This is a genomic window from Nocardioides yefusunii (genome assembly GCF_004014875.1).
Taxonomy (GTDB): domain Bacteria; phylum Actinomycetota; class Actinomycetes; order Propionibacteriales; family Nocardioidaceae; genus Nocardioides; species Nocardioides yefusunii.
In genome coordinates this window covers 2862709-2884779 of record NZ_CP034929.1, presented here as the reverse complement: position 1 = coordinate 2884779, position 22071 = coordinate 2862709, and the positions used below count along the sequence as shown (strand labels likewise).

Here is a 22071-nt window from a genome sequence, read left to right as displayed (position 1 = left end):
TCACGCTGCGCCGCTCAGCCCCGGACGTCATAGGAATCGGGGCCTGGGGCCCTCGATTCCTATGACGTCCCGGGAGTGGAGCGGCGTCCGGGAGGGAATGGTGGGGGAGACCTGCGAGAATCGGGGCGTGGTTGCACAGATCCCTGCCCAGACCGACGTCCTCGTGGTCGGTGCCGGCCCTGCCGGTTCCGCTGCCGCGACCTGGGCGGCCCGCCACGGACTGACGACGCTGCTGGTCGACTCAGCCGTCTTCCCCCGCGACAAGACCTGCGGTGACGGGCTGACGCCCCGCGCGATCCACGAGCTCAACCTGCTCGGTGAGACCAACTGGATCCGGGAGCACCACGTCACCCGCGGTCTGCGGGCCCACGGGTTCGGTCAGACGTTGCACCTGGACTGGCCCGAGGTGAAGGGCGGCGAGATCCCCACCTGGGGCTCCGCGGTGCCGCGCACCGAACTCGACGCGCACCTGCGCGACTCCGCGGCCAAGGCCGGCGCCGTGTCCGTCGACGGCGTGAAGGCCGTCGACGTGATCCGTGACGGCGACCGGGTCAAGGCCGTCGTCCTGGAACGCACGACGCCGGACGGCAAGGAACGCGTCGAGGTGGCGGTGACGTGGCTCGTCGTCGCCGACGGAGTCCGCTCCACCGTGGGCAAGGTCCTGGGCCGTGAGTGGCACCGCGACACCGTCTACGGCGTCGCGGGTCGCTCCTACGTCTCCTCCACCCGCGCCGACGACCCCTACATCTCCTCCCACCTCGAACTCCGTGACGGCGAGGGCACGCTGCTCTCGGGCTACGGCTGGATCTTCCCGCTCGGCAACGGCGAGGTGAACCTCGGGGCCGGTGCCCTGGCCACGCTCAAGCGTCCTGCCGACATCGCGGTGAAGCCGCTCGTGCAGACCTACTTCGAGCAGTGCCGCGACGAGTACGAACTCACCTCCGCCCCGCGCGCCGTGGCCTCCGCGCTGCTGCCGATGGGTGGGGCGGTGAGCAATGTCGCCGGAGCCAACTGGGCGCTCATCGGTGACGCCGCGGCCTGCGTCAACCCGCTCAACGGCGAGGGCATCGACTACGGCCTGGAAACCGGGCGTGAGATCGCCCAGGTCCTCGCTGACGCCACCGCTGCGACGCGTCTCGACGTCGTGTGGCCCGCGACTCTGGCTGGGCTCTACGGTGAGGCGTTCTCGATCGCACGTCGTCTGGGCGGCATTGCCACCAACCCGAAGGTGGTCGCTGCGCTGGGCCCGCTCGGGATGCGTTCGGAGTTCCTGATGCAGCTCGCGCTGCGCTGGATGGGCAACCTCGTCACCGACGCCGACCGGGACGCGGCGGCAAAGATCTGGCGTTTCCTGGGACGTCGATCGGTGGGACTGGACGCACGCCCTCCGTTCTCCTGACGTACCCTCCTTCCCGCCGTCACCACGCCCGGCGGCACGGCCCGGCAGCACAGCCCGGCAGCACGGCCGGCAGGACGGAGGAGGAGGCGCATGGGTGAGGCCACCTACCGAGCCGCCACGACGCTGGGACGCGCCCTGGTGCGGGCGCTCGACGTCGACCTCCGCTTCGAGGGGCTCGACAACCTGCCCGCGTCGGGGCCGGCGGTCATCGCCTCGACGCACGTCTCCTACCTCGACATGTGGCCGCTGGGTCTGGCCGCCCGCGAGCGGGGTCGGTTCCCCCGTTTCCTGGCCCGCCACGACGTCTGGCAGCCGGTCGTGGGCCGTGCCATGACCGCGATGGGTCACGTCCCCGTCGACCGCGCCGCTCCGGCGGCGGCGCTCCTGCAGGCACGCCGGCTGCTGGAGGCGGGGGAGACGGTCGTGGTCTTCCCCGAGGCTGGGATCAGCTACTCCCACACCGTGCGCGACCTCATGCGGGGAACTGCTGCGTTGGCCCGCGACACCGGCGCGCCGGTGGTGCCGGCAGCGTTGTGGGGCGTCCAACGGATCTACTCGGTGGGGCGTCCTGAGGGGGGCGTCCTGGGCGGCAAGGAGCCCGGACCGGACCTGACCCGGGGACGCTGCATCGACGTCGTCCTGGGGTCTCCGATGCCAGCGGTGTCGCCCGAGGCGCAGCGCGAGGACCTGACTGCCTGGACGGTCGGGTTGGGGCACCGGCTCACCGGAATGCTGGAAGGTCTGCAGCTGCTGGAACGCCACCGGCCGGCGCCGGGTGAACACGCTCCGTGGTACCCGGCGCATCTGGGCGGGCACGCCCCCGACCGGGATGAGGCGCGAGCGTGGGACAACGTCCCGCGGCACGCGATCAGTCCGGTGTGGGGCCCTCGGAGTGAGCAGCCTCAGGAGCAGGTGGAACCGTGGCAGCCCGAGCGACGGCACGGGTCGCCACTGCCGCCCGCACACGCTTGACGCCGGAGACCGGGTCGGCGAGCAGCGCGAGACGTTCACGGACCGGCGACCAGCCCAGCAGCAGGGTCAGCAGCAGCGCCCCGACGATCACCGTCCAGACGCCAGCGAGTTCACCCTCGGGCAGCCTCTCGCGCCATGCGTGAGCCTGGGCCCACTGCACGACGAAGCCGTGGAACAGGTAGATCACCATCGACCCGGCGCCCATCGCGGTCAGGGCCGAGCGGGTGCGCGGTACCAGCGACAGGAACGCGAACGTGCCCAGCAGACCCACCAGCAGCACCTGGAAACGCATCTCGACGCCGTGGGTGAACGAGACGCCGAGGGTCTCGTAGGAGGAGCGGTAGTAGAACCACTGGTGGGTGTCCCAGCGGTCATCGGTGGTGGCGGCCAGCGTCCACAGCCATCCCATCGCGGCCAGGCCCAGCAGCGGAGTCCAGCGGCGACGGAGGTGCGTCAGCGCGACCGGTCGCAGGTGGAGGCCGATCACGAAGAACGGCATCAGGCCCAGGAAACGGCTGACGTCGAGGACGTCGACCTCCCACGAACCTCCCACGAGGCTGATCGCCACCGAGGCCGGCACCCACATCCAGTGCGCCTTGAGCACGGGGGTGGCGAGGCGCCACATCAGCAGCACCGCCAGGAACCACATCGGCCAGTGCGGTTGCAGCCACAACGGTTCCAGGGAGTCCATCGACTTCACCAGGCCGAGGTGGTTGCGCCACAGCGCCATCGCCGCCTCGAAGACCAGGTAGGGCACCACCATCGTGGTGACCAGCGCCGTGAGGTGCCGTCGGGTCCAGGCGAAGCTGCGCGAGAGGTACCCGCTGACGAGCACGAAGGCGGGCATGTGGAACTGGTAGATGAAGTCGTAGACGTGGCCGCGGAACTCGCCGGGTGGGGCGATCAGCAGACTGTGGCCGACGACGACGAGGGCGACGAGCCAGAACTTGGCGTTGTCGAGCCACGGATCACGGAGCTTGGACATCACCGCCAAGCGTAGGTCGGTTGACCTGCAGCGGAGCACACGGAGCGTGTGTGTCAGCACTCACCCCCGGTGCCTCTCGGTACGGACGCCTGCACGGATCGACTAGCGTCGTCGCATGACCAGTCAGCCCCGAGGACCTCTGCCGCAGCACCAGCGCGTCGCTGCCTACGCGGTGATCCGTCGGGTCCTGGACGGTGGTCAGGACGAGATCCTGTTGTCTCGGATCGCCGAGCGGATCTACCCCGGACGTCTCTGGACGTTGCCGGGAGGCGGACTCGACCACGGCGAGGACCCGCGCGACGCCGTCGTGCGTGAGGTGTACGAGGAGACGTCGTTGAGCGTCGTCGTCGGGGACCAGCCGCGGGTCTACTCCGCGTTCCTGCCCGGCGTGCGCCGCGAGGGGCGCCTCGTCGACTCCCATGCGCTCCGCATCGTCTACGAGGGCTGGGTCCCCAAGGACTCGCTCACCCCGCGCGTGGTCGAGATCGACGGCTCCACCGTCGAGGCTGCCTGGCACCCGCTCTCCGCAGTCCTCGACGGCGAGATCCAGGTGGTGCAGATGGTCACCGACGCACTCAGCGACCTCGGCGCCACTCGGGTCCAGCGGCTCGCGGCCTACGCGTTGGTGCGCCGCGGCGAGGGCGACGACGCCGAGGTGCTGCTCTCACGGATCTCCGCGCGTGGCTTCCACTCCGGCGCCTGGACGTTGCCCGGTGGCGGCGTCGAGCACGGGGAGGCACCCGCCGACGCCGTGGTCCGTGAGGTCCGCGAGGAGTGCGGTCTGGAAGCTAGCGTGGGAGAACTGCTCGACGTCCACGACGTCCACTTCACCGGCACCGCTCCGTCGGGCCGCCTGGAGGACTTCCACGGCGTCCACCTGCTGTTCGCCGCCCACGTCGCCCCTGACGCCGAGCCGCACGTCGTCGAGACCGACGGGACCACCGACGCGGTGGCCTTCGTCCGGGTCCGCGACGTCGTCACCGGTGTCGTGCCCACCACCGACATGGTGCGTCGAGCCCTCGCGGGCACTGAGCACCGAGACGCCGCGATGGCGGACGCCGAAGCACAGTCGTGACCCAGCAGCTCGTTCCCCCCAGCCCCCCGTCCGTCACCGGTCAGGAGACCGCGGCCCGGGCGGGCCGCGTCCTGCGTCGCAGTCGGGTGCCCGGCGCCCGGTGGGCCTTCCGGGCCAGCGTCCTGTTCGCGGCGGGCATGATCGGGGCCCTGTGGTGGGTCATGCGCGGTGAGTCCCTGCATCCGCGGACGTGTCCCGAACCGTTGGACGCGAACACCGTGATGGGTTCCTTCGCCGCGGTGGTGCTGGTGCTGGCTGCGCTGATGAGCCTCGCGGCACGGCGGGTCAGGTCGATCCCCACCGAGAACCTCAACGTTCCCTACCCCGAGTTCTGGCTGGTGCCGCAGCGTGAGCCGTGCGCCCGGCGTCGGGTCGAGGACGACCTGTGGTGGTTCGGTGCGTGGCTGATGGTGCTGTTGGCCGGGCTGGCCCTCGCCACCTGGCACTCCCAGGGCAAGCACTCCATGGGCCCGGGGGAGGAGTGGAACGCACTGGTGGGGATGAGCGTGCTGCTCGCCCTGGGCACGCTGGTGCGGCGCGGGTTCTACGGGCGTACAGCTCGAGCGGGCGGACGCGATGGCCGGTCTGTCTGAGCACGGCACCCCGGACGCGACCAGCGACACCGATCTGCTCGCGGCGCTCACCGCTGCCGGACTGCGCGACGTCTCCGCCACCGACCTGACCCGTGCTCTGTACGCCGGTGACGCCTCGCTGTACCGAGTGCCGCCGCGCGTCGTCGTGCGTCCTGAGCACACCGACGACCTGCACGCGCTGGTCGAGGTCTCCCGGGAGACCGGGGTGCCGCTGACCGCGCGTGGCGCCGGGACGTCGCTGGCCGGCAACGCCGTGGGGCCGGGGATCGTCGTCGACACCTCCGCGCACCTGCACAAGATCCTCGACCTCGACGTCGAGACGGGCACCGCCTGGGTGGAGCCCGGCGTCGTGCACGCCTCCCTGCAGGCCCAGGCCACCGCGGCCGGGTGGCGCTTCGGACCCGACCCCTCCACCCACACCCGCTGCATGATCGGCGGGATGATCGGGAACAACGCCTGCGGCTCCCGCGCCTTGGGGTACGGCCGGACGGCGGACAACGTCACTGCGCTCGACGTGGTGTGGGGCACCGGCGAACGGGCGCGGCTGGCCGGGGCTGAGTCGACCGGTGCGGTCGTGGCGGCGTTGCGGGACGTCGTGGCGGGAGACCTCGCCCACGTCCGCACCACCTTCGGACGCTTCGGACGTCAGGTGAGCGGCTACTCCCTCGAACACCTCCTGCCCGAACGGTTCCGGCCCGAACGTTTCCTCGCCGGGACCGAGGGCACCCTCGCGCTGGTCGAACGCGCCCACGTGCGCCTGGTCCGCGACCCTGCGGTGCGCCACCTCGTGGTGCTCGGCTACCCGTCGATGGCCGAGGCCGCCGACGCGGTTCCGGCCGTCCTGACCGTCCCGGGCATCACGGCCTGTGAGGGGCTCGACGCCCGGATCGTCGCGCTGGTGCCGACCGCCCCCACGCTGCCGCGGGGTGCTGGCTGGCTCTTCGTGGAGGTCGCCGGAGACGAGCTCGGCGTCGTCGTCGAGCAGACCCGTCGGGTCACCGAGGTCGCCGGTGCCCTGGCCCACGACGTCGTCACCGACGCCCGCCTGCAGGGCGCACTGTGGCGGATCCGCGAGGACGGTGCCGGGCTCGCGGCCCGCACCCTCGCCCGGCCTGCGCACGCCGGGTGGGAGGACGCCGCCGTCCCGCCGGAGAAGCTCGGGGTCTGGCTGCGCGAGTTCGAGGCGTTGCTGGTCGCCCACGGCCTCGGCGGTGTGCCGTACGGACACTTCGGCGACGGCTGCCTGCACGTCCGGATCGACTTCGACTTCGACGACGGCCCCGCCCGGTTCCGACGCTTCCTCGAGGAGTGCGCGACCGCACTCGCCGCCCACGGCGGATCGCTGTCCGGCGAACACGGTGACGGCCGGGCCCGCTCGGAGCTGTTGTCACGGATGTACGCCCCGCACTCGTTGGCGCTCTTCGGTGCCGTCAAGCACGCCGCGGACCCGGCCGGTCTGCTCAACCCCGGCGTCCTCGTGGACCCCGCTCCGTTCGACGCGGACCTGCGCGTCACCCGCCCCCGCCGCAGCGTGCCGGGGTTGAGGATGGTCGACGACCTCGCCGCCGAGGCCCACCACTGCACCGGCGTCGGCAAGTGCGTCTCGGCGCACACGCCCGGCACGATGTGTCCCTCGTGGCGTGCCACCCGCGACGAGAAGGACTCCACCCGCGGCCGGGCCCGCGTCCTGCAGGAGGCCCTTGACGACGGCTCCCTGCTCGGCCCCGACGCCCGGAGTGCGCTCGCGTCGCCGGCCGTCGTCGACGCCCTCGACCTGTGCCTGTCGTGCAAGGCCTGCGGCTCGGAGTGCCCCACCGGCGTCGACATGGCGACGCTGAAGGCCGAGGTGCTGCACCAGACCTACGCCGGACGGTTCGGTTGGCTGCGGCGCCCGCGGGTCCACCACGCCACCGGCCGGCTGCCCGCCCTGCTCGGCTCGCCGCTGCGTCGGCTGGTCCCGCTCGCGTCGGGCCAGGGGCGTCTCGCCCGAGCCCTGCGTCGCGCCGCCGGGTTCGAGCCCAACCGGTCGATCCCGGTGCCCGCTCCGGTGTCGGCGCGTCGGGCCGCCGGGACCGCAGCCGCGGCCGACTCGCGCCCTGACGTCTGGATCTGGGCCGACACCTTCACCGACCACTTCGCGCCACAGGCCGTCACCGACACGATCGCGCTGCTCGACGACCTCGGCGTGCGGGCCCGGTTGCTCGACGTCTCCGCCTGCTGCGCCCTGACGTTGGTCTCCACCGGCCAGCTCGACGCCGCCGCCCGTCGGGTCGACGCCACCGTCGCGATGCTCCTGCCCCACGTCGCCGACGGCACCCGCCTCCTCGGCCTGGAACCCTCCTGCCTGGCCTCCCTGCGCGACGACGCACCGCGCCTGGCCTCCGACCCCGACGCGGCCCGCACGGTGGCCGCAGCGACCCGGACCCTGGCCGAACTGCTCACCGAACTCGACTTCACCCCGCCCGACCGCAGTGGCACCACCGTCGTCGTCCAACCCCACTGCCACCACGCCGCCGTCCTCGGATGGGAGAAGGACGCAGCACTGCTCGCTGCCACCGGAGCCCACGTCGTCACCGTCCAAGGATGCTGCGGGCTGGCCGGCAACTTCGGGATGGAGGCCGGACACGGCGACGTCTCGCGCAAGGTCGCCGAGAACCATCTCCTCCCGACGCTGCGCGCCCACCCCGACGCGCTCGTCCTCGCCGACGGGATGTCGTGCCGCCACCAGGTGGCCGACCTCGCCGGGCGCCCGAGCGTGCACCTGGTGACCCTGCTGCGCTGAGCGAGGCCGGGAGACCGATGCTCTGGACACCCCATTGATCCGGTTCTGCCTGACCTCTTTCGTGCCCCGTCCCACGGTCGGGTCCGAGGCCGACGGCCAAGAAGCAGCACTTGTGCTGGAGCACTGAGCCCACGCCGGCACAGCACTGAGCCCACGTCGGCACAGCGCTGAGACCTCGCGCACACCGGCATCGCTCCCGGATGGCAGGATGCCCGGGTGAGTGTGCTTGGGGAGGAACACCGGTCCGTCCGCGACGACACGTCCGCGCCGGCGAACGTCGCCCGCGGGCCCCGCAGCGACATCCAAGGGCTGCGCGCTCTGGCCGTGGCGGTCGTCGTGGCCTACCACCTCGCTCCCGACGCCCTCACCGGCGGTTACGTCGGTGTGGACGTCTTCTTCGTCCTGTCCGGCTTCCTGATCACCACCCACCTGCTCGCCCACCCACCGCGTCGCGCCGCCGACCTGGTGGCGTTCTGGGGACGACGACTGCGCCGCCTGCTGCCGGCCTCGATGGTGGTGCTGGGAGCCACTCTCGTGGGCACCCGACTGATCGCTCCCGAGACCCTGTGGGGCGACACCGCCCGGCAGGCCCGGGCAGCCGGGCTGTACGCCGTCAACTGGCTCCTGGCCGGTGACGCCACCGACTACCTGGCGGCGGCTGACGCCCCCACCCCGGTGCAGCACTACTGGTCGCTCTCGGTGGAGGAGCAGTTCTACCTGTTCTGGCCGCTGCTGATCGCGGTGCTGACCTGGCTGGCCGCCCGGACCCGGCTGCGGCGCGAGACCGTCTGGGCCTGCGGGCTGGGTGCGGTGGCGCTGGCATCGCTGGTGTGGTCGGTGCGGCTCACCGAGAGCGACCCGGGACGGGCCTACTTCGTCACCCCGACCCGGGTCTGGGAACTCGCCGTCGGCGGACTGGTGGCGCTGGCTCTGCTGACTCGTCCCGTGCGTGAGGGCCGGACCCGCTCGGGGACGGCCTGGATCGTCCTGGCCTGGGCCGGACTGGCGGCGGTGGCGTGGGCAGTGCTCACCTTCGACGCCGACACCGCGTTCCCCGGCTGGCGGGCTGCGCTCCCGGTGCTCGGCACGGCAGCGGTGCTGCTGGCCTGCGTCGACACCTCCCGTCGTTCGCCCGGACGGCTGTTGGCGTGGCGCCCCGCGCAGTGGCTCGGCGACGTCTCGTACGCCGTCTACCTGTGGCACTGGCCGATCCTGGTGCTGGTCGCAGCCGCCGTGGCGGACGACCCCGAACACCTCGGGTGGCTGCCTGCGGTGGGCGTCGTCGTCGCGACCTTGGTCCTGGCCCAGCTGACCACCCGGTACGTGGAGGCACCGTTCCGGACTGCATCCTGGAACCGACGCACCGCAGCCACCTGGACCGCGGCGCTGGTGGCGATGGCGGTGGTGGTCACGGCAGCGACCGTGCAGCTCTCCGAGGTGGAACGGCGTGCGGCGGAGGCCGCCGACCGGGTCGCGGCCGCACTCGCCTCCGACGATCCGTGCCTGGGCGCAGGCTCTCTGGACCCGGCCCTGCAGTGCCCGGACCTCTCCGACAGTGACCAGCCGGTGGTCCCGACCCCGGCCGCGGCCGCCGAGGACTGGCCCCAGGCGTTCCCCGAGGCCGAGGGCGGTCAGGAGTGCCGCTCGGTGCGTCCACGGTTCCCGCAGGTCACCTGCGTCTTCGGAGACCCTGACGGTCGGATCGACGTGGCCCTGGTGGGCAACTCCCACGCCGCGCACTGGCTGCCCGCGCTGCAGGGGATCGCCGAGCTGCGGGGATGGCGAATCACCACCCACATCGCCTCGCGGTGCGCGTTCTCGGCTGTCGAGCAGGACATCGAGGGCACCGGCGCGCCGCAGAACTGTCGCCGGTGGGCCGAACGGACCGCGCAGACCCTGGTCGAGGACGACCCCGACCTGGTGGTGGTCTCCGACCGGATCCTGGAAGCAGTGCCCGGCAAGGCGCTCGCGGACAGCACCGACGACTACGTCGCCGGGTTCGTCGACGTCCTCGGGACGCTGACCAAGGCGCACCTGCGCACCGCGGTGATCCGGAACATTCCCACCCCGGACGCCGGGGGCGTCGGTTCGGTGCCGGAGTGCCTCTCCGCCCACGGGGAACACAGCGACGCCTGCGACGGGCCGCTGGAGGAGTGGTTGTTCCCGAAGGTCGACCCGGCCGCCACCGCCCTGGCCGAGGTGACCCGGACGCACCGTCGGGCCCGGACCGGGGTGATCGACCTCAACGACCGGATCTGCGACGGTGACACGTGCCGGGCCGTGGTGGGCGGCGTCGTCGGGTGGGCCGACGGCTCACACCTGACCGCCACCTTCGACCGGACCCTCGCGAGCGCGCTGGACGAGGCGCTACGCGAGGCCGGCCTGATGCCGCGCTGACCCACCCGAGGCGCGAACCCCACCGGTTTGAGTCGTGAAATCAACGATTCCGCGACTCAAACCGGTGGGGTTCGGCATGGGTCAGGGCTGGCGGAACTTCTTCGGCGCCAGCACCGCGTGGGTCGCCACGTCGGTGATCAGCAGACCGGCCAGCGTGCGCCACGCCTTGGCCTTCCAACCGCGGGCCGAGGTGGCGGCCTTGAGCGCGGCCACGGTGGCGAGCGCCTCCGCCGCGACGGTCACACCGACCCGGACCGGAGACTTCGTCGCGGCGGCGTAGCCCTTGCCGTAGAACGTGCGGCCACGGACCTCGTGGGCCGGGGCGTCGTAGTAGCGGCTGATCATCTCGCCCATCGCGCCGACGATGCCGCGGGCCTCGATCACCGCGGCGTCCTCGGGCAGAGCCAGACGCTCCTCGGCGTACTCCGCAGCCTCGAGGGGCAGACCGAGGGTGGCCAGCACCCGCGACGACCACCGATCGTCCATCGGGGACTGCACGACGGCGGCCAACTCGTAGGGGTCGATTGCCCGGAACGGCTTGGTCTCGCAGAGCAGCCGCACCGCGGAGCCCATCGCCAGGTGCGGGTTGAGGAGCGCGTCGGCGAGGTCGGGGTCGAGACCGATCGGGTCCAGGACCGGGATCAGGTCGTCGTAGCGGACCAGGCCGAACTCCTGCGGCTGGCCGGGCTCGGCCATCACCGCGACGTAGCGACGCTCGCCGCTGCGACCGATCGCGGCGGCCGGGAGGTCGCTCCGCAGCCACGAGTGGTGCTCGAGGAAGACGAAGTCACGCTCGGCCAGCGCGATCGTCCACCCGTCGGCGTGGGTGGCAGTGAGCTTGGCGTCGAGGTCGCGGGCCAGCACCGGCAGCATCGACTCGGCATGACGGGTGACGATCACCAGCGGGTGCTCCAGCACCCAGCCCTCGTCCTCCTCGTCGACGTCCTCAGCCGTGGCGTCGGACTCCTCGACGGTCTCCTCGGCCTCTTCGCCGTCCTCGTCGTCGCGGCTCGAGGCCCACGCGTGCTCGACGGTGATCGACACGTCGAACGCCTCGACCACCTGCTCGGCGAACGCCTGCAGCTCCAGCGACGGCTCCGGACCGTCGACGCCCTGCACGGCCACCAACGCATCGGCGTCGTCGCTGACCAACAGTGCCAAGGTCGCGGCGTCACCCGGGCCGGGGGCGGTCGCGGAGACCGCAGCGATCGCTCGGCCACGCAGCCATGCGGTCAGCGCAGGCAGGTTCACCACGTCGTCACCGAACGGGTGGACCCAACCGTGCACGACCGTCCAGGTGCGCTCGTCAGGCTCAGGAGCAGTGGGAACGTCAGCGGGGGAGGCGTCGGCGGTCATGGAACAACCCTAGGCGCTGGGCCGTGAGGAGTCGCGCCTCAGGCGTGGGGCCGGCGTCGCTGCCACTTCGCCGGAAGCGACCGGGCGACCCCCACCAGGTCGAGGAGGACGACGAGCATCACCACAGTGCTCAGCACTCGCTCCACCGCGCCGCCACCGGTGAACCGGACCGCAAGCAGCACCAACAGCAGCACGTCGCAGGCGAGCAGCAGAGCCGAGCCCCACACCGAGCTGAGCAGGCGGCGGTAGAAACGGAGCGGACCCCGTGGCGACGCAACCTCGGCCGGCGTGGGGTCGAAACCGGCGCGCAGCAGGCTGCCCGCCGCGGCACCCCACGAGGCTGCGTCGTGGTGTTCCACGTCGGTGAGCGCCGCCAGCGTCGTCCGGGCCTCGTGGACGTCGGCAGCCTCGGTCGGCAGACCGAGAACCGACAGGACGCGCGCCGACCAGAAGGCGTCCGGCTCGGACTGCACCGCCGCGGCCAGCGCGTCGGACGAGACCTCGGCGAAATGCGGTGACGCCACCACACGACGCACGCCGGACGAACCGGAAAGGTGTGGGTCGAGGAGGGTGCTGAGCAACCCCTCCTCGAGGTGCGAGGCGAGCGGCACCCTCAGCGCAGGAAGGTGCTGCAACTCCACCCACGTCGGTTCGTGCTGGTCGGGCTCGAGCACCACCCGCCGTCGTCCTGCGGAGTCACGCACCAGCCGCACCACCGGCAGGTCCTTCTTCGAGGCCGCCTTCCACAGCATCGGCGAGGGGCCGTCGGCATGACGGACCGTCCAGCCGTGGAGGGCGCCGGTGACGAGTGGGGTCCCCGACGCCTTCGACTCGATCCCCACGTACTCCCGCTCCAGACGCGACAGGACGACGTCGCCCACGTCGGCGATGCGCAACGGCTCGTGCTCCCACCACGACGCCGGCCCCGAGCTCTCGTCCCCGGCCACCAGGATCATTGCGTCGTTCTCGACCGTCACGTCGAAGGTCTCCGACAGGGTGTGGGCGAGCATCTCCAACTGCGGGCCGGGGGTGGGAACGCCGTCGCGAAGCACCGCCACCGCAGAGGTGGGGTCGTCGGCGTCGATCGCGACCTGGAGCATCACCGGGTCGCCGGTGCGGACCGGTGTCACGGAGAGAGCGGCGACCACCTGGTTCTCACGCACCCAGTGCTCCACGTCGACGTCGTCCAGACGACGGTCGTGACGCGGACGCAGCCACAGCGCGTCCACCAGCCAACGCACGCTCGCCGTGGCGGGTCCGGTGGTATGTGCGGCGGCGTCGGGGGAGTCCATGGGGGAGACCGTAACCGAGGGCGACGTCCACGGGATGGGGGCCGGCGTGCGGGGGCGACCTAGACTGGCGGACATGAGTCCCAGCCAGCGTCGATACATCATTCCCGTCCTGCTGGGCGCCCTGATCCTGGTCGCGGTCATCGCGTCGATCGTCAACTGAACCACCCCTGCTGAGGAACGCTGATGGCTGCTGAACCCCTGCTCCGCGCACTGATGATGGTGCGCACCCACCTGCTCGACGGCGACACCCTCGTCAAGGCCGTCGCCTCCGGTCGCCAGAAGGGCTCCGAGACGCAGTGGAAGCGCATCGAGTTCCGCTACGTCGACCTCAAGGCCGGACGTCACCTGCAGGTGGTCCGCTACGACGAGACGCAGGCGCACACCTCCAACCACGCCGGCGACGACGCCCGCACGGTCGTCGACGAGATCCTCGAGATCCCGTTCGCCAACTTCCACGTCGAGACCGCGACCTCGCAGATGCAGGTCCGGGTGACGAAGAAGGCCGAGGCGATGGTCTCGATCACCGAGCGCGAAGAGGCCGTCGAGCCCGAGCGCGGCCACGACCAGCCCAAGGAGCGCCTCCTCGCCGAGGACCACCCGGTGCTGATCGCGTTGGGCATCTCCACCGCTGAGGGCAAGGTCAAGCCGACCCGTCAGGACAAGTACCGCCAGGTCGAGGAGTTCCTCCGCCTGCTCGACGCCGCCATCGCCGACGGCATCAAGAAGAAGGCGCTGCGCACCCCGACCAAGGCCGACCCGCTGCGGATCGTCGACCTCGGCTGCGGCAACGCCTACCTGACCTTCGCCGCGCAGCAGTACCTCTCCGGTGTGCGCAAGCTGCCCGTGGCGATCACCGGCGTCGACGTGAAGCAGCAGTCCGCCGACCACAACTCAGGAGTCGCCGCGCAGCTCGGCATCGACGCCGACTTCGTCGTCGGCACCATCGCCGAGGCGCAGCTGCCGCAGAACCCCGACGTGGTCCTCGCCCTGCACGCCTGCGACACCGCCACCGACGAGGCCCTGCACCGCGCAGTCGAGTGGGAGGCCTCCCTCGTGCTGGCCGCCCCGTGCTGCCACCACGACATCTCCGCCCAGCTCCGCAAGGCCAAGACCCCCTCGCCGTACGCGGCGCTGACCCGTCACGGCATCCTGCGCGAGCGCTTCGCCGACACCCTCACCGACGCCCTGCGTGCCTCGCTGATGCGTCTGGAGGGCTACAAGGTGGACGTCGTCGAGTTCATCGACTCCGCCCACACCCCGCGCAACACCCTGCTCCGTGCGGTCCGCACCGGCAGCAAGGTCAAGGGTGGTGGCGTCCGCAAGGAGTACGAGGAGCTCGTCACCACCTGGGGCATCAGCCCCAAGCTGGCCGAGCTGCTCGACGAGCGCGTCGGCGGCGACGGTGTCGCCCTGCGTGCCGAGGACTGAGCGCGCCGAGCGCTGAGCGGTTAGAGGACTGAGTCCCCTGAGCATCCAGCCTGCTGACGCCCCCGTCACCCGTCGTGGTGGCGGGGGCGTCGTGCACGCCTGGATGCTGACCACCGCACTTGCGGCTCCGTTCGTCGTCGGGGCGGTGGCCCAGGCCAACGCCGAACCGGTCGGCGGGGTGGGGGAGTCGCGCGTCGAGTTCCGCTTCACCGACCGCCTGGTCGCGGAGTCGTCGGGGCTGGTGGCCACCGACGTCGACGGCGAACGCCTCTTCGCGACCGTCAACGACTCCGGCGACTCCGGCCGCGTCTTCACCGTCGACCCGACCACCGGCGACACCGTCGGCGTCACCCGGTTCACCCCCGACCCCCGTGACGTCGAGGCGCTCGCGCCGGCTGGCGACGGCCACGTGTGGGTGGGCGACATCGGGGACAACCTCGCGGCCCGCGACCACGTCCGGGTCACCAAGGTGCCGCTCGGTCGCGGTGACATCGACGCCGGGACGGGGGAGTCCTACCGACTCGCCTACCCCGACGGCGCCCGCGACGCGGAGTCGCTGATCGCGCACCCTGTCACCGGACGCCTCTACGTCGTCAGCAAGAAGGTCTTCGGCGGTTCTGTCTACGCCGCGCCCGAAACCTTGGACCCGGACGGCGTCAACGTCATGGAGAAGATCGGCTCGGCGCCGATGATCGTCACCGACGCCGCTTTCTCGCCGTCGGGTGAGTACGTGCTGATGCGCGGCTACAGCCACCTGTGGGTCAAGACGTTCCCCGGGCTGGAGACCGTCGCCGACCTCACCCTGCCGCGCCAGCCCCAGGGCGAAGGCCTCGCCGTCGACGACGAGGGTCGCGTCTACGTCTGCACCGAAGGGCTCGACACCCCGGTGCTGCGGGTCGGGTTGCCCGTCGGGGTGGAGAACGAGATTGCCGGCGGCTCGTTCTTCTGGAAGCTGCACTGGCGCGCTCTGCCTCGCTGACGCCGCCCGCTGCCCCTCTTGCGCCGGGACGTCATAAGAATCGAGGTCTCCGACCCTCGATTCTTATGACGTCCCGCTGTGGTTGGGCGAAAGCAACAGGCCCCCGCCCGGCGAACCGGACGAGGGCCTGCGACAGCCTGGGGCTGGGATCAGCCGAGATGCATCAACCCAGCTGCGAGACGACGTAGTCGATCGACTGGGTCAGCTTCTCGACGTCGGAGGCGTCGATGGCCGGGTACATCGCGACGCGGAGCTGGTTGCGGCCCAGCTTGCGGTACGGCTCGGTGTCGACGACACCGTTGGCGCGCAGGACCTTGGCGACCTGGGCGGCGTCGATGTTGTCGTCGAAGTCGATGGTGCCGATGACCAGCGAGCGGTGCTCCGGGTTCGGGACGTACGGGGTGGTGAAGGAGGTCTTCTCGGCCCAGTTGTAGAGGACGTTCGAGGACGCGGTGGTGCGGGCGACCATGCCGTCGAGGCCACCGTTGGCGTTCATCCAGTCCAGCTGCTCAGCCATGAGGAACAGGGTGGCGACGGCCGGGGTGTTGTAGGTCTGGTTCTTCTTGGAGTTGTCGATCGCGGTCGGCAGCGAGAAGAACGGGGGGATGTAGCGGTCGGTCGCTGCGATCTCCTCGGCGCGGGCCAGAGCGCGCGGCGACATGATCGAGAACCAGGTGCCACCGTCGGAGGCGAAGCACTTCTGGGGAGCGAAGTAGTAGGCGTCGACCTCGTTCATGTCGACGGGCAGGCCGCCGGCACCGGAGGTGGCGTCGATGACGACGAGGGCGTCGTCGTCGATGCCGGCCGGGCGGACCACGGGAGCCATGACGGCGGTGGAGGTCTCGTTGTGGGCCCAACCGTAGAGGTCGACACCCTCCTCGGCGACGGCGTCGGGACGCGAGCCCGGGTCGGCGGAGATGATGGTCGGCTCGGCCAGCCACGGGGCCTTCTTGACCGAGGAGCCGAACTTGGACGAGAACTCACCGAAGGCGAGGTGCTGCGACTTGTTGCGCACCAGACCGAAGGCGGCGATGTCCCAGAACGCGGTGGCGCCACCGTTGCCGAGGACGACCTCGTAGCCCTCGGGCAGGTTGAACAGCTCGGAGAGGCCCTCGCGGACGCGACCGACGGTGTTCTTGACCGGAGCCTGGCGGTGGGAGGTGCCGAGCAGCTTGTCGCCGGTGGCGGCGAGAGCGTCGAGTGCGCCGGGGGCGATCTTCGACGGGCCGGCGCCGAAGCGGCCGTCCACGGGCAGCAGGTCGGCGGGAATCTTGATGGAGGCAGCGTCGGTGGTCACCGGACGTCCTTTCGAAAAGAGGTTTCCTCGATGAGGTGTGGGCCCGGAAGGGCGGCCTGACAACGCTGTCAGCGGATGCCAGTCTACGTCTCGTTCCGGTCACACGAATGCAACGATGATCCCATGTGCTCGACGCCTCACCGTTATCGCACCGTCCCGCGGGCGCTCGACCACGCCGACGCGGCCCGTCTGGTGGACGAGGTGCAGGCCGAGTACGCCCAGCTCTACGGCACTCCGGACGAGGCTCCGATCGACGTCGCGGAGTTCGCCGAGGGCAACGGACGCTTCTTCGTCCTCTACCTGGAGGACGGTGTTGGCGACAGCTCGGGCGCTGACGGTGAGCCGGTCGCCACCGGTGCATGGCGCTGGATCGACGCGCCTGCGTCGCTGGCGGCGGTGGGCGCGACCCGGGTGGCGGAGCTGAAGCGGATGTACGTGCGCGCCGAGCACCGTCGTCAGGGGCTGGCCCGTCGGGTCCTGGCCGAGGTCGAGGCGGACGCGATGCGGGCCGGGGTGACACACCTGGTTCTGGAGACGGGTCTGTTGCAGCAGCCGGCGATCGCGATGTACCGCGCCGCGGGATACGTGGACCTCGCCGGGTTCGGCCACTACGTCGAGTCCGGGCTCTCCGTCGCGCTCTGGCGGCAGGTGGCGGAGTCGGATGACGCCACTGGTGGCGTCCGGACCAGCGGGAACAGTTGAATGCGAAACGATTTGTCTCGAAAAAACTGACCAATGTCATTTAAGTTAACGATTATGGTGCAGAATAGAGTCCATGAGCTCCTCCGCACCCCCGCGCGACCGGGCGATCGCTGCCCAGGGCACCGAGTCGGACGCAGGTGACGTCACGGTCGCCGCTCCTGCTGGCGGAAAGACCCCCCGCAAGCGCCGCCGCTCCGGCGTCGACGGCTACACAGTGCTGCGATGGCTGAGCCCGTTCCTGTTGCTCGCCGTGTGGCAGATCTGCTCCACCACGGGCGTGCTGCCCGAGGACAAGCTGGACGCGCCGAGCACCATCGCCCGGACCGCCTGGGACCTGTGGCAGAGCGGCGTCCTGGGTGACGCCGTCCTCGTCTCCCTGCAGCGCGCGGCGATCGGCTTCGCGATCGGTGGCATCCTCGCCGTCGTCCTGGGCACCTGGGTCGCCCTGACCCGCCTCGGCGACGCCATCGCCGACCCGATCATGCAGATGCTGCGCGCCATCCCGCTCTTCGGTCTGGTGCCGCTCTTCATCATCTGGTTCGGGATCAAGGAGGAGCCGAAGATCTACCTCGTCGCCCTCGGCGTGATGATCCCGCTCTACCTCAATCTCGTGGCGGCCCTGCGTGGTGTCGACCCGGACCTCAAGGAACTGGCCACCACGCTGCGTCTGACCCGCCTGGAGCGGATCCGTCACGTGCTGCTGCCGTCGGTGCTCCCCGGCACCCTGGTGGGTCTGCGTCAGTCGCTGGGAGCGGCCTGGATCGCGCTCGTCGTCGCCGAGCAGGTCAACGCCGGTGCCGGACTGGGCTACATGATCACCAACGCCCGCGACTTCTACCAGCCTGACGTCGTCGTGGTCGGCCTGCTGACCTACGCCGTCCTCGGACTCCTCACCGACGCGATCGTCCGCGTCCTCGAGCGTCGTGCCCTGCGCTGGCGCGACGAAGGGAGGCTCGCATGAGCACCACCGCTTCCACCACCGCTTCCACGGCCACGTCCACCGCCCCCGTGGTCAGCCTGCAGGGAGTGCGCCGCGCCTTCGGCGACACCGAGGTCCTGCGCGGCGTCGACCTCGACATCCGTGCCGGTGAGTTCGTCGCCCTGCTGGGCCACTCCGGCTCCGGCAAGTCGACGATGCTGCGGATCCTCGCCGGCCTCGACGCCGGCGCCACCGGCGGCATTCGCACCGGATCCGAGCCGGCCGTCGTCTTCCAGGATCCCCGCCTGCTGCCCTGGCGCAGCGTCCTCGACAACGTCGTCCTCGGCCTGCGCACCAAGGACGCCCGCGAACAGGGCCGCGCCATGCTCGCCGAGGTCGGTCTCGCCGGTCGCGAGGACGCCTGGCCGCGTGAACTCTCCGGCGGTCAGCGTCAGCGCGTCGCTCTGGCTCGTGCTCTGGTGCGTGAGCCCGACCTGCTGCTCCTCGACGAGCCGTTCAGTGCGCTCGATGCCCTCACCCGGATCTCGGCCCAGACGCTCGTCCAGGACCTGTGGCAGCGCCACCTCCCGGCCGTGCTGATGGTGACCCACGACGTCGAGGAGGCCCTGCTCCTCGCGGACCGTGTCCTCGTGGTCGCCGACGGGAAGCTCGTCCACGACGAGCGTCTCGACATCGAGCGCCCCCGGGCCCGCAACCACCCCGGCATCGTTGAGCGCCGCGTCGCGCTGCTCGCGATGCTCGGCGTCGATGCTCCGCACTGACGCGCCTCACTGACTTCCCCCACGACCTCCCACTCCCTGCTGCTCGATCCCACCGACAGCGGACGACCCCGACCCACGTCGGCCCCCGGTCGTCATCCGTGACCTCACGACCTGACACCAGAGAAGGACCGTCATGAAGAACCTCTCCCGTACCGCTGCCGCCCTCGCCGGCCTCGCGCTCGCCGCTGGCACGCTCGCCGCGTGCGGTGGCGACGACGCCTCCGCCGACAAGCCCGTCCTCCGCGTTGGTGTGCAGAAGGACGGCATCCGCGCCGTCCTCGACCAGGCCGGTCTGCTCAAGGACCTCGACTACACGATCGAGTGGTCCGAGTTCGCCGCTGGCCCGCCGATCGTCGAGGCCGCTGCTGCCGACCAGATCGACGTCGCCTGGGTGGGTTCGACCCCGCCGATCTTCGGTGCCGCCAACGGCGCCGACTTCAAGGTCGTCGCGGCGGTCCAGGAGGCCGACAAGCGCGAGAACTCGATCCTCGTCCCCAAGGGTTCGAAGATCACCTCGGTCGCCGACCTGAAGGGCAAGGAGATCGCGCTGGGTCGCGGCACTTCCGCCCAGGGCGTCCTGATCAAGTCGCTGGAGAAGGCCGGTCTCGGCCTCGACGACGTCACCCCCAACTACCTCGCTCCCGGCGACGGTCTCGCCGCCTTCAAGGCCGGCGAGGTCGACGCGTGGGTCGTCTGGGACCCCTTCGTGACCCAGGCCCTGCAGGAGTTCGACGCGGTCGCGCTGCCCGACGCCGAGACCGTCGACAACGCCCTCCAGTTCGAGATCGCCTCCACCAAGGCCGTCGAGGACGAGGCCACCAAGAAGCTGATCGTCGACTTCGTGGACCGTCTCGACCAGGCCTTCGCCTGGGCCGGTGAGAACCCCGACGCCTGGGGTGAGGCGTGGGCCAAGGACTCCGGTCTCTCCCCGACCGTCACCAAGCAGGTTGCCCGCAACAAGAAGTCGGACCTGTTCCCGGTCAACGACTACGTCATCTCCGAGTCGCAGCAGCTCGCCGACCTGTTCCAGGGCGCGGGCGAGTTCAAGAACAAGGTCGACTTCAAGAGCATCGTGGTCGACGGCATCGCCAAGTGACGCCTGCTGTGTGAGGCGCTGCGCCTGACGCACCGCCCCTGGCGCCGCACCCCACCGGTTCGGGTCGTGATCCGCAAGGATTCACGACCCGAACCGGTGGGGTGCGCGTGGTTGAGGGGGTTCAGGCGTCGGTACGGATGACGCACCAGGCCTTCTCGAGGCGGCCGAGCGCGAGGTCCATGCTCCGGATCCAGACCTGCAGGTGTCCGCCGTGGAACCAGCGCTGGTCGGTGAGCTCGGCCGGGTTCACGTCGGCCAGCAGGACGTAGGAGTCCTCCGGGCCGAGCGGAAGTGCCTGCGCCAGCATCGCGTCGTGCTGCGCGTCAGCAGGAGCGGCGGGGAACCCGCCGATCCGGGTCGTCGACGGCAGAGGGGCGCGATCGGGATCCAAGAACGGGTCCTCGCCGTGCTCGCGCTCGGGGGCGTTGATCGCGTTGGTGACGCGGGTCCACCACTCCAGCAGGTCGACGACGCGACCGTGGCGGTCCCGCTCCTCCTGCGTGACGTCTCCCGGGCTGAGCGGGTGGGGAACCGTGGCGACGAGGTGCGGTGAGGTGGGGACGGGGGCGACGCGGTCGGCGACGTCGACGTCACGCGGCCACTCCAGCACAGGCGTGACGGCCAGGTTGCTGGGGAGGTCGGCGTCGCGGACGAACCGGACCAGCCATGCGCCGTTCTCTCGTGCCTGGGCCTGCGCAGGGTCTCCTGTGGAGACGAGGTCGTGGAACACCTGCAGGACGCCGGGGGTGGGGAAGCCGATCTCGCGCCACGGGGAGAGGGTCGTCAGGTGGGCGGTGAAGAGGTGGGTCAGTGGTGCTCCAGCGGCGGTGCGTGGCCACTCGGTGAGCCCGAGGGCAAGGGGACGTCCGCCGAGCCAGGAGAGGTCCTCGTGGGCCATCAGCCGCTCGTCCAGCCCGGTCAACGCATCCAGCATGGGAAGGGCTGCTGCGGGCGCGATCGGCATCGACGACTCGGTGGCGCGGACGGCCGGATGGCTCCGGAACCGATCCGGGGCCGCCAGCGCGAGCGGGGGCCACGGCACTGCGAGAGCACGCAGGACGCCGTGCAGAGTGCTGCCCTCAGGCTCCTCGCGCAGGGCGCGGAGCAGGTGGTCGATCTGATCGGGGTGCTCTGCGAGCTGGGCGGCCAGGCGCGTGGTGAGGACATCGAGAGCCGAGTCGGTGTGTGCGTCGCCCCATTCGTGCGTCCTGTCCACGAGGTCGGCGACCTCGGCCCTGACCTGCTGGACGAACGGCTGGCTGGCGGTGGCTGTGCTGCTGGCAGTGGTTTCGTCAGAGGTGTGGTGGTGCTGCGTCATGGGCTCTCCCGTGGTCGAGGGACTTCACTGTGTCGCCACCACGGCACAACAAGTGAGCCCTGATTCACCATGTGAGACACGCCACATCGCGAGCGTCGTCGCAGGTCGGAGCGGGTGAGGAGTGGGTCAGGTGTCCAGGTCGTCGGGGTCCACGATGTCGTGCACGACGTGCATCGCGGCCTCCTCCGCGCTGGCCCCGGCGCCGTCGATCCCGACGTCCTCCCCGAGCACGTGCGAGGCGCCTTCGCCGCGATCGGCCAGACGTCCTGAACGCTCGTCGCCGACCTCGCCGTCGTCGACGGGTTCGAGGTCGAGGTCCTCCGCTGCCTCGGCTGCGGCGTAGGGATCCGGCTCGGGTTCCTCCTGCGCCATCCGCTGCTCCAGGGACTCGCCCTGCAGCGCCTCGGCGGGGGTGTTCCCGAACCCCTGCGCAACGGACCACTTCTCCGGGGGCGAGTAGCCCTCCTCGAGCGGGTCCTTGAGGCCGCGGTCTCCCACCTGGCTGTCGCCGTCGCCGTGTGGTTGGTTCTCTTCGTCGACGCTGTACTCGCCGTACACGTCCGGGGTGTCGGGATCGCTCATGACCACCTCCTGGGGGCCCTTCCGACCATACGGGCGAAGCCGGTCGTGCGGAACCCTCGCGCCCTCCGGACGCAACTGTGGGATTGATGCCGGGACACGCCGTCGGCGTGGCATCAA

Annotated in this window: 19 protein-coding genes; 13 read left to right on the top strand and 6 right to left on the bottom strand. The window is 71.0% G+C overall.

What is annotated here, in order from left to right:
* Nucleotides 1-127: 127 nt before the first annotated feature.
* Together EOV43_RS13230 and EOV43_RS13225 are read left to right on the top strand one after the other, a co-directional pair.
* Nucleotides 128-1399: a geranylgeranyl reductase family protein gene (locus EOV43_RS13230; protein ID WP_239022127.1), complete on the top strand. Its 1272-nt coding sequence runs from the start codon at nt 128-130 to the stop codon at nt 1397-1399.
* Nucleotides 1400-1489: 90 nt separating this feature from the next.
* Complete coding sequence (locus EOV43_RS13225; RefSeq protein ID WP_128221712.1) at nt 1490-2371, top strand: lysophospholipid acyltransferase family protein; 882 nt, start codon at nt 1490-1492, stop codon at nt 2369-2371.
* Here EOV43_RS13225 and EOV43_RS13220 read toward each other — a convergent pair.
* A complete protein-coding gene (locus EOV43_RS13220) occupies nt 2268-3356 on the bottom strand; it encodes an acyltransferase family protein (RefSeq protein WP_128221711.1) in 1089 nt (362 codons plus the stop codon). The genes EOV43_RS13225 and EOV43_RS13220 overlap by 104 nt on opposite strands.
* Nucleotides 3357-3471: 115 nt before the next feature.
* Between EOV43_RS13220 and EOV43_RS13215 the strand changes: the two genes are divergently transcribed.
* The 4 genes from EOV43_RS13215 to EOV43_RS13200 all read left to right on the top strand — a co-directional run bounded on the left by EOV43_RS13215 (nt 3472) and on the right by EOV43_RS13200 (nt 10203).
* The gene (locus EOV43_RS13215; protein WP_128221710.1) at nt 3472-4431 is read left to right on the top strand and encodes an NUDIX domain-containing protein; all 960 of its coding nucleotides are present in this window, start codon (nt 3472-3474) and stop codon (nt 4429-4431) included.
* Nucleotides 4428-5024, top strand: a complete 597-nt coding sequence (locus EOV43_RS13210) for a hypothetical protein (protein WP_128221709.1) — start codon at nt 4428-4430, stop codon at nt 5022-5024. Before EOV43_RS13215 ends, EOV43_RS13210 begins: the two co-directional genes overlap by 4 nt.
* Complete coding sequence (locus EOV43_RS13205) at nt 5008-7806, top strand: FAD-binding and (Fe-S)-binding domain-containing protein (RefSeq protein ID WP_128221708.1); 2799 nt, start codon at nt 5008-5010, stop codon at nt 7804-7806. The genes EOV43_RS13210 and EOV43_RS13205 overlap by 17 nt, the downstream gene beginning before the upstream one ends.
* Before the next feature lie 216 nt (nt 7807-8022).
* Nucleotides 8023-10203: an acyltransferase family protein gene (locus EOV43_RS13200; protein ID WP_164878666.1), complete on the top strand. Its 2181-nt coding sequence runs from the start codon at nt 8023-8025 to the stop codon at nt 10201-10203.
* 81 nt (nt 10204-10284) lie between these two features.
* On the opposite strand, the gene EOV43_RS13195 is transcribed toward EOV43_RS13200, so the two are convergent.
* On the bottom strand, nt 10285-11559 hold the full coding sequence (locus EOV43_RS13195) for a hypothetical protein (RefSeq protein WP_128221706.1): 1275 nt from the start codon (nt 11557-11559) through the stop codon (nt 10285-10287).
* Nucleotides 11560-11597: 38 nt separating this feature from the next.
* Entirely contained in the window at nt 11598-12851 is a 1254-nt protein-coding gene (locus EOV43_RS13190) for a hypothetical protein (RefSeq protein WP_128221705.1), read from the bottom strand.
* Between EOV43_RS13190 and EOV43_RS15480 the strand changes: the two genes are divergently transcribed.
* The 3 genes from EOV43_RS15480 (at nt 12850) to EOV43_RS13180 (ending at nt 15258) form a co-directional block, all read left to right on the top strand.
* Nucleotides 12850-13011 carry a hypothetical protein gene (locus tag EOV43_RS15480; protein ID WP_164878667.1) on the top strand — a complete coding sequence of 54 codons (162 nt, stop codon included), beginning with the start codon at nt 12850-12852 and terminating at the stop codon, nt 13009-13011. The genes EOV43_RS13190 and EOV43_RS15480 overlap by 2 nt on opposite strands.
* A 23-nt stretch (nt 13012-13034) precedes the next feature.
* Entirely contained in the window at nt 13035-14279 is a 1245-nt protein-coding gene (locus EOV43_RS13185) for a class I SAM-dependent methyltransferase (protein ID WP_206611327.1), read from the top strand.
* A 91-nt stretch (nt 14280-14370) separates the two neighbouring features.
* Complete coding sequence (locus EOV43_RS13180; protein ID WP_128221704.1) at nt 14371-15258, top strand: esterase-like activity of phytase family protein; 888 nt, start codon at nt 14371-14373, stop codon at nt 15256-15258.
* A 163-nt stretch (nt 15259-15421) separates the two neighbouring features.
* On the opposite strand, the gene serC is transcribed toward EOV43_RS13180, so the two are convergent.
* Nucleotides 15422-16555, bottom strand: a complete 1134-nt coding sequence (gene serC / locus EOV43_RS13175; RefSeq protein WP_128221703.1) for a phosphoserine transaminase — start codon at nt 16553-16555, stop codon at nt 15422-15424.
* A 123-nt stretch (nt 16556-16678) separates the two neighbouring features.
* On the opposite strand from serC, the gene EOV43_RS13170 reads away from it, so the two are divergent.
* From EOV43_RS13170 to EOV43_RS13155, 4 genes are all read left to right on the top strand, one after another.
* Complete coding sequence (locus tag EOV43_RS13170; protein ID WP_128221702.1) at nt 16679-17257, top strand: GNAT family N-acetyltransferase; 579 nt, start codon at nt 16679-16681, stop codon at nt 17255-17257.
* Nucleotides 17258-17330: 73 nt separating this feature from the next.
* Entirely contained in the window at nt 17331-18218 is an 888-nt protein-coding gene (locus EOV43_RS13165) for an ABC transporter permease (RefSeq protein ID WP_128221701.1), read from the top strand.
* Complete coding sequence (locus EOV43_RS13160) at nt 18215-18958, top strand: ABC transporter ATP-binding protein (RefSeq protein WP_128221700.1); 744 nt, start codon at nt 18215-18217, stop codon at nt 18956-18958. Before EOV43_RS13165 ends, EOV43_RS13160 begins: the two co-directional genes overlap by 4 nt.
* Nucleotides 18959-19091: 133 nt before the next feature.
* Nucleotides 19092-20054: an ABC transporter substrate-binding protein gene (locus EOV43_RS13155; protein ID WP_128221699.1), complete on the top strand. Its 963-nt coding sequence runs from the start codon at nt 19092-19094 to the stop codon at nt 20052-20054.
* A gap of 121 nt (nt 20055-20175) precedes the next feature.
* Here the strand turns inward: EOV43_RS13155 and EOV43_RS13150 are convergent, their stop codons facing one another.
* Both EOV43_RS13150 and EOV43_RS13145 read right to left on the bottom strand, forming a co-directional pair.
* Nucleotides 20176-21372 carry a DUF1963 domain-containing protein gene (locus tag EOV43_RS13150; protein WP_128221698.1) on the bottom strand — a complete coding sequence of 399 codons (1197 nt, stop codon included), beginning with the start codon at nt 21370-21372 and terminating at the stop codon, nt 20176-20178.
* 126 nt (nt 21373-21498) lie between these two features.
* Nucleotides 21499-21954: a DUF5709 domain-containing protein gene (locus EOV43_RS13145; protein ID WP_128221697.1), complete on the bottom strand. Its 456-nt coding sequence runs from the start codon at nt 21952-21954 to the stop codon at nt 21499-21501.
* Nucleotides 21955-22071 lie beyond the last annotated feature (117 nt).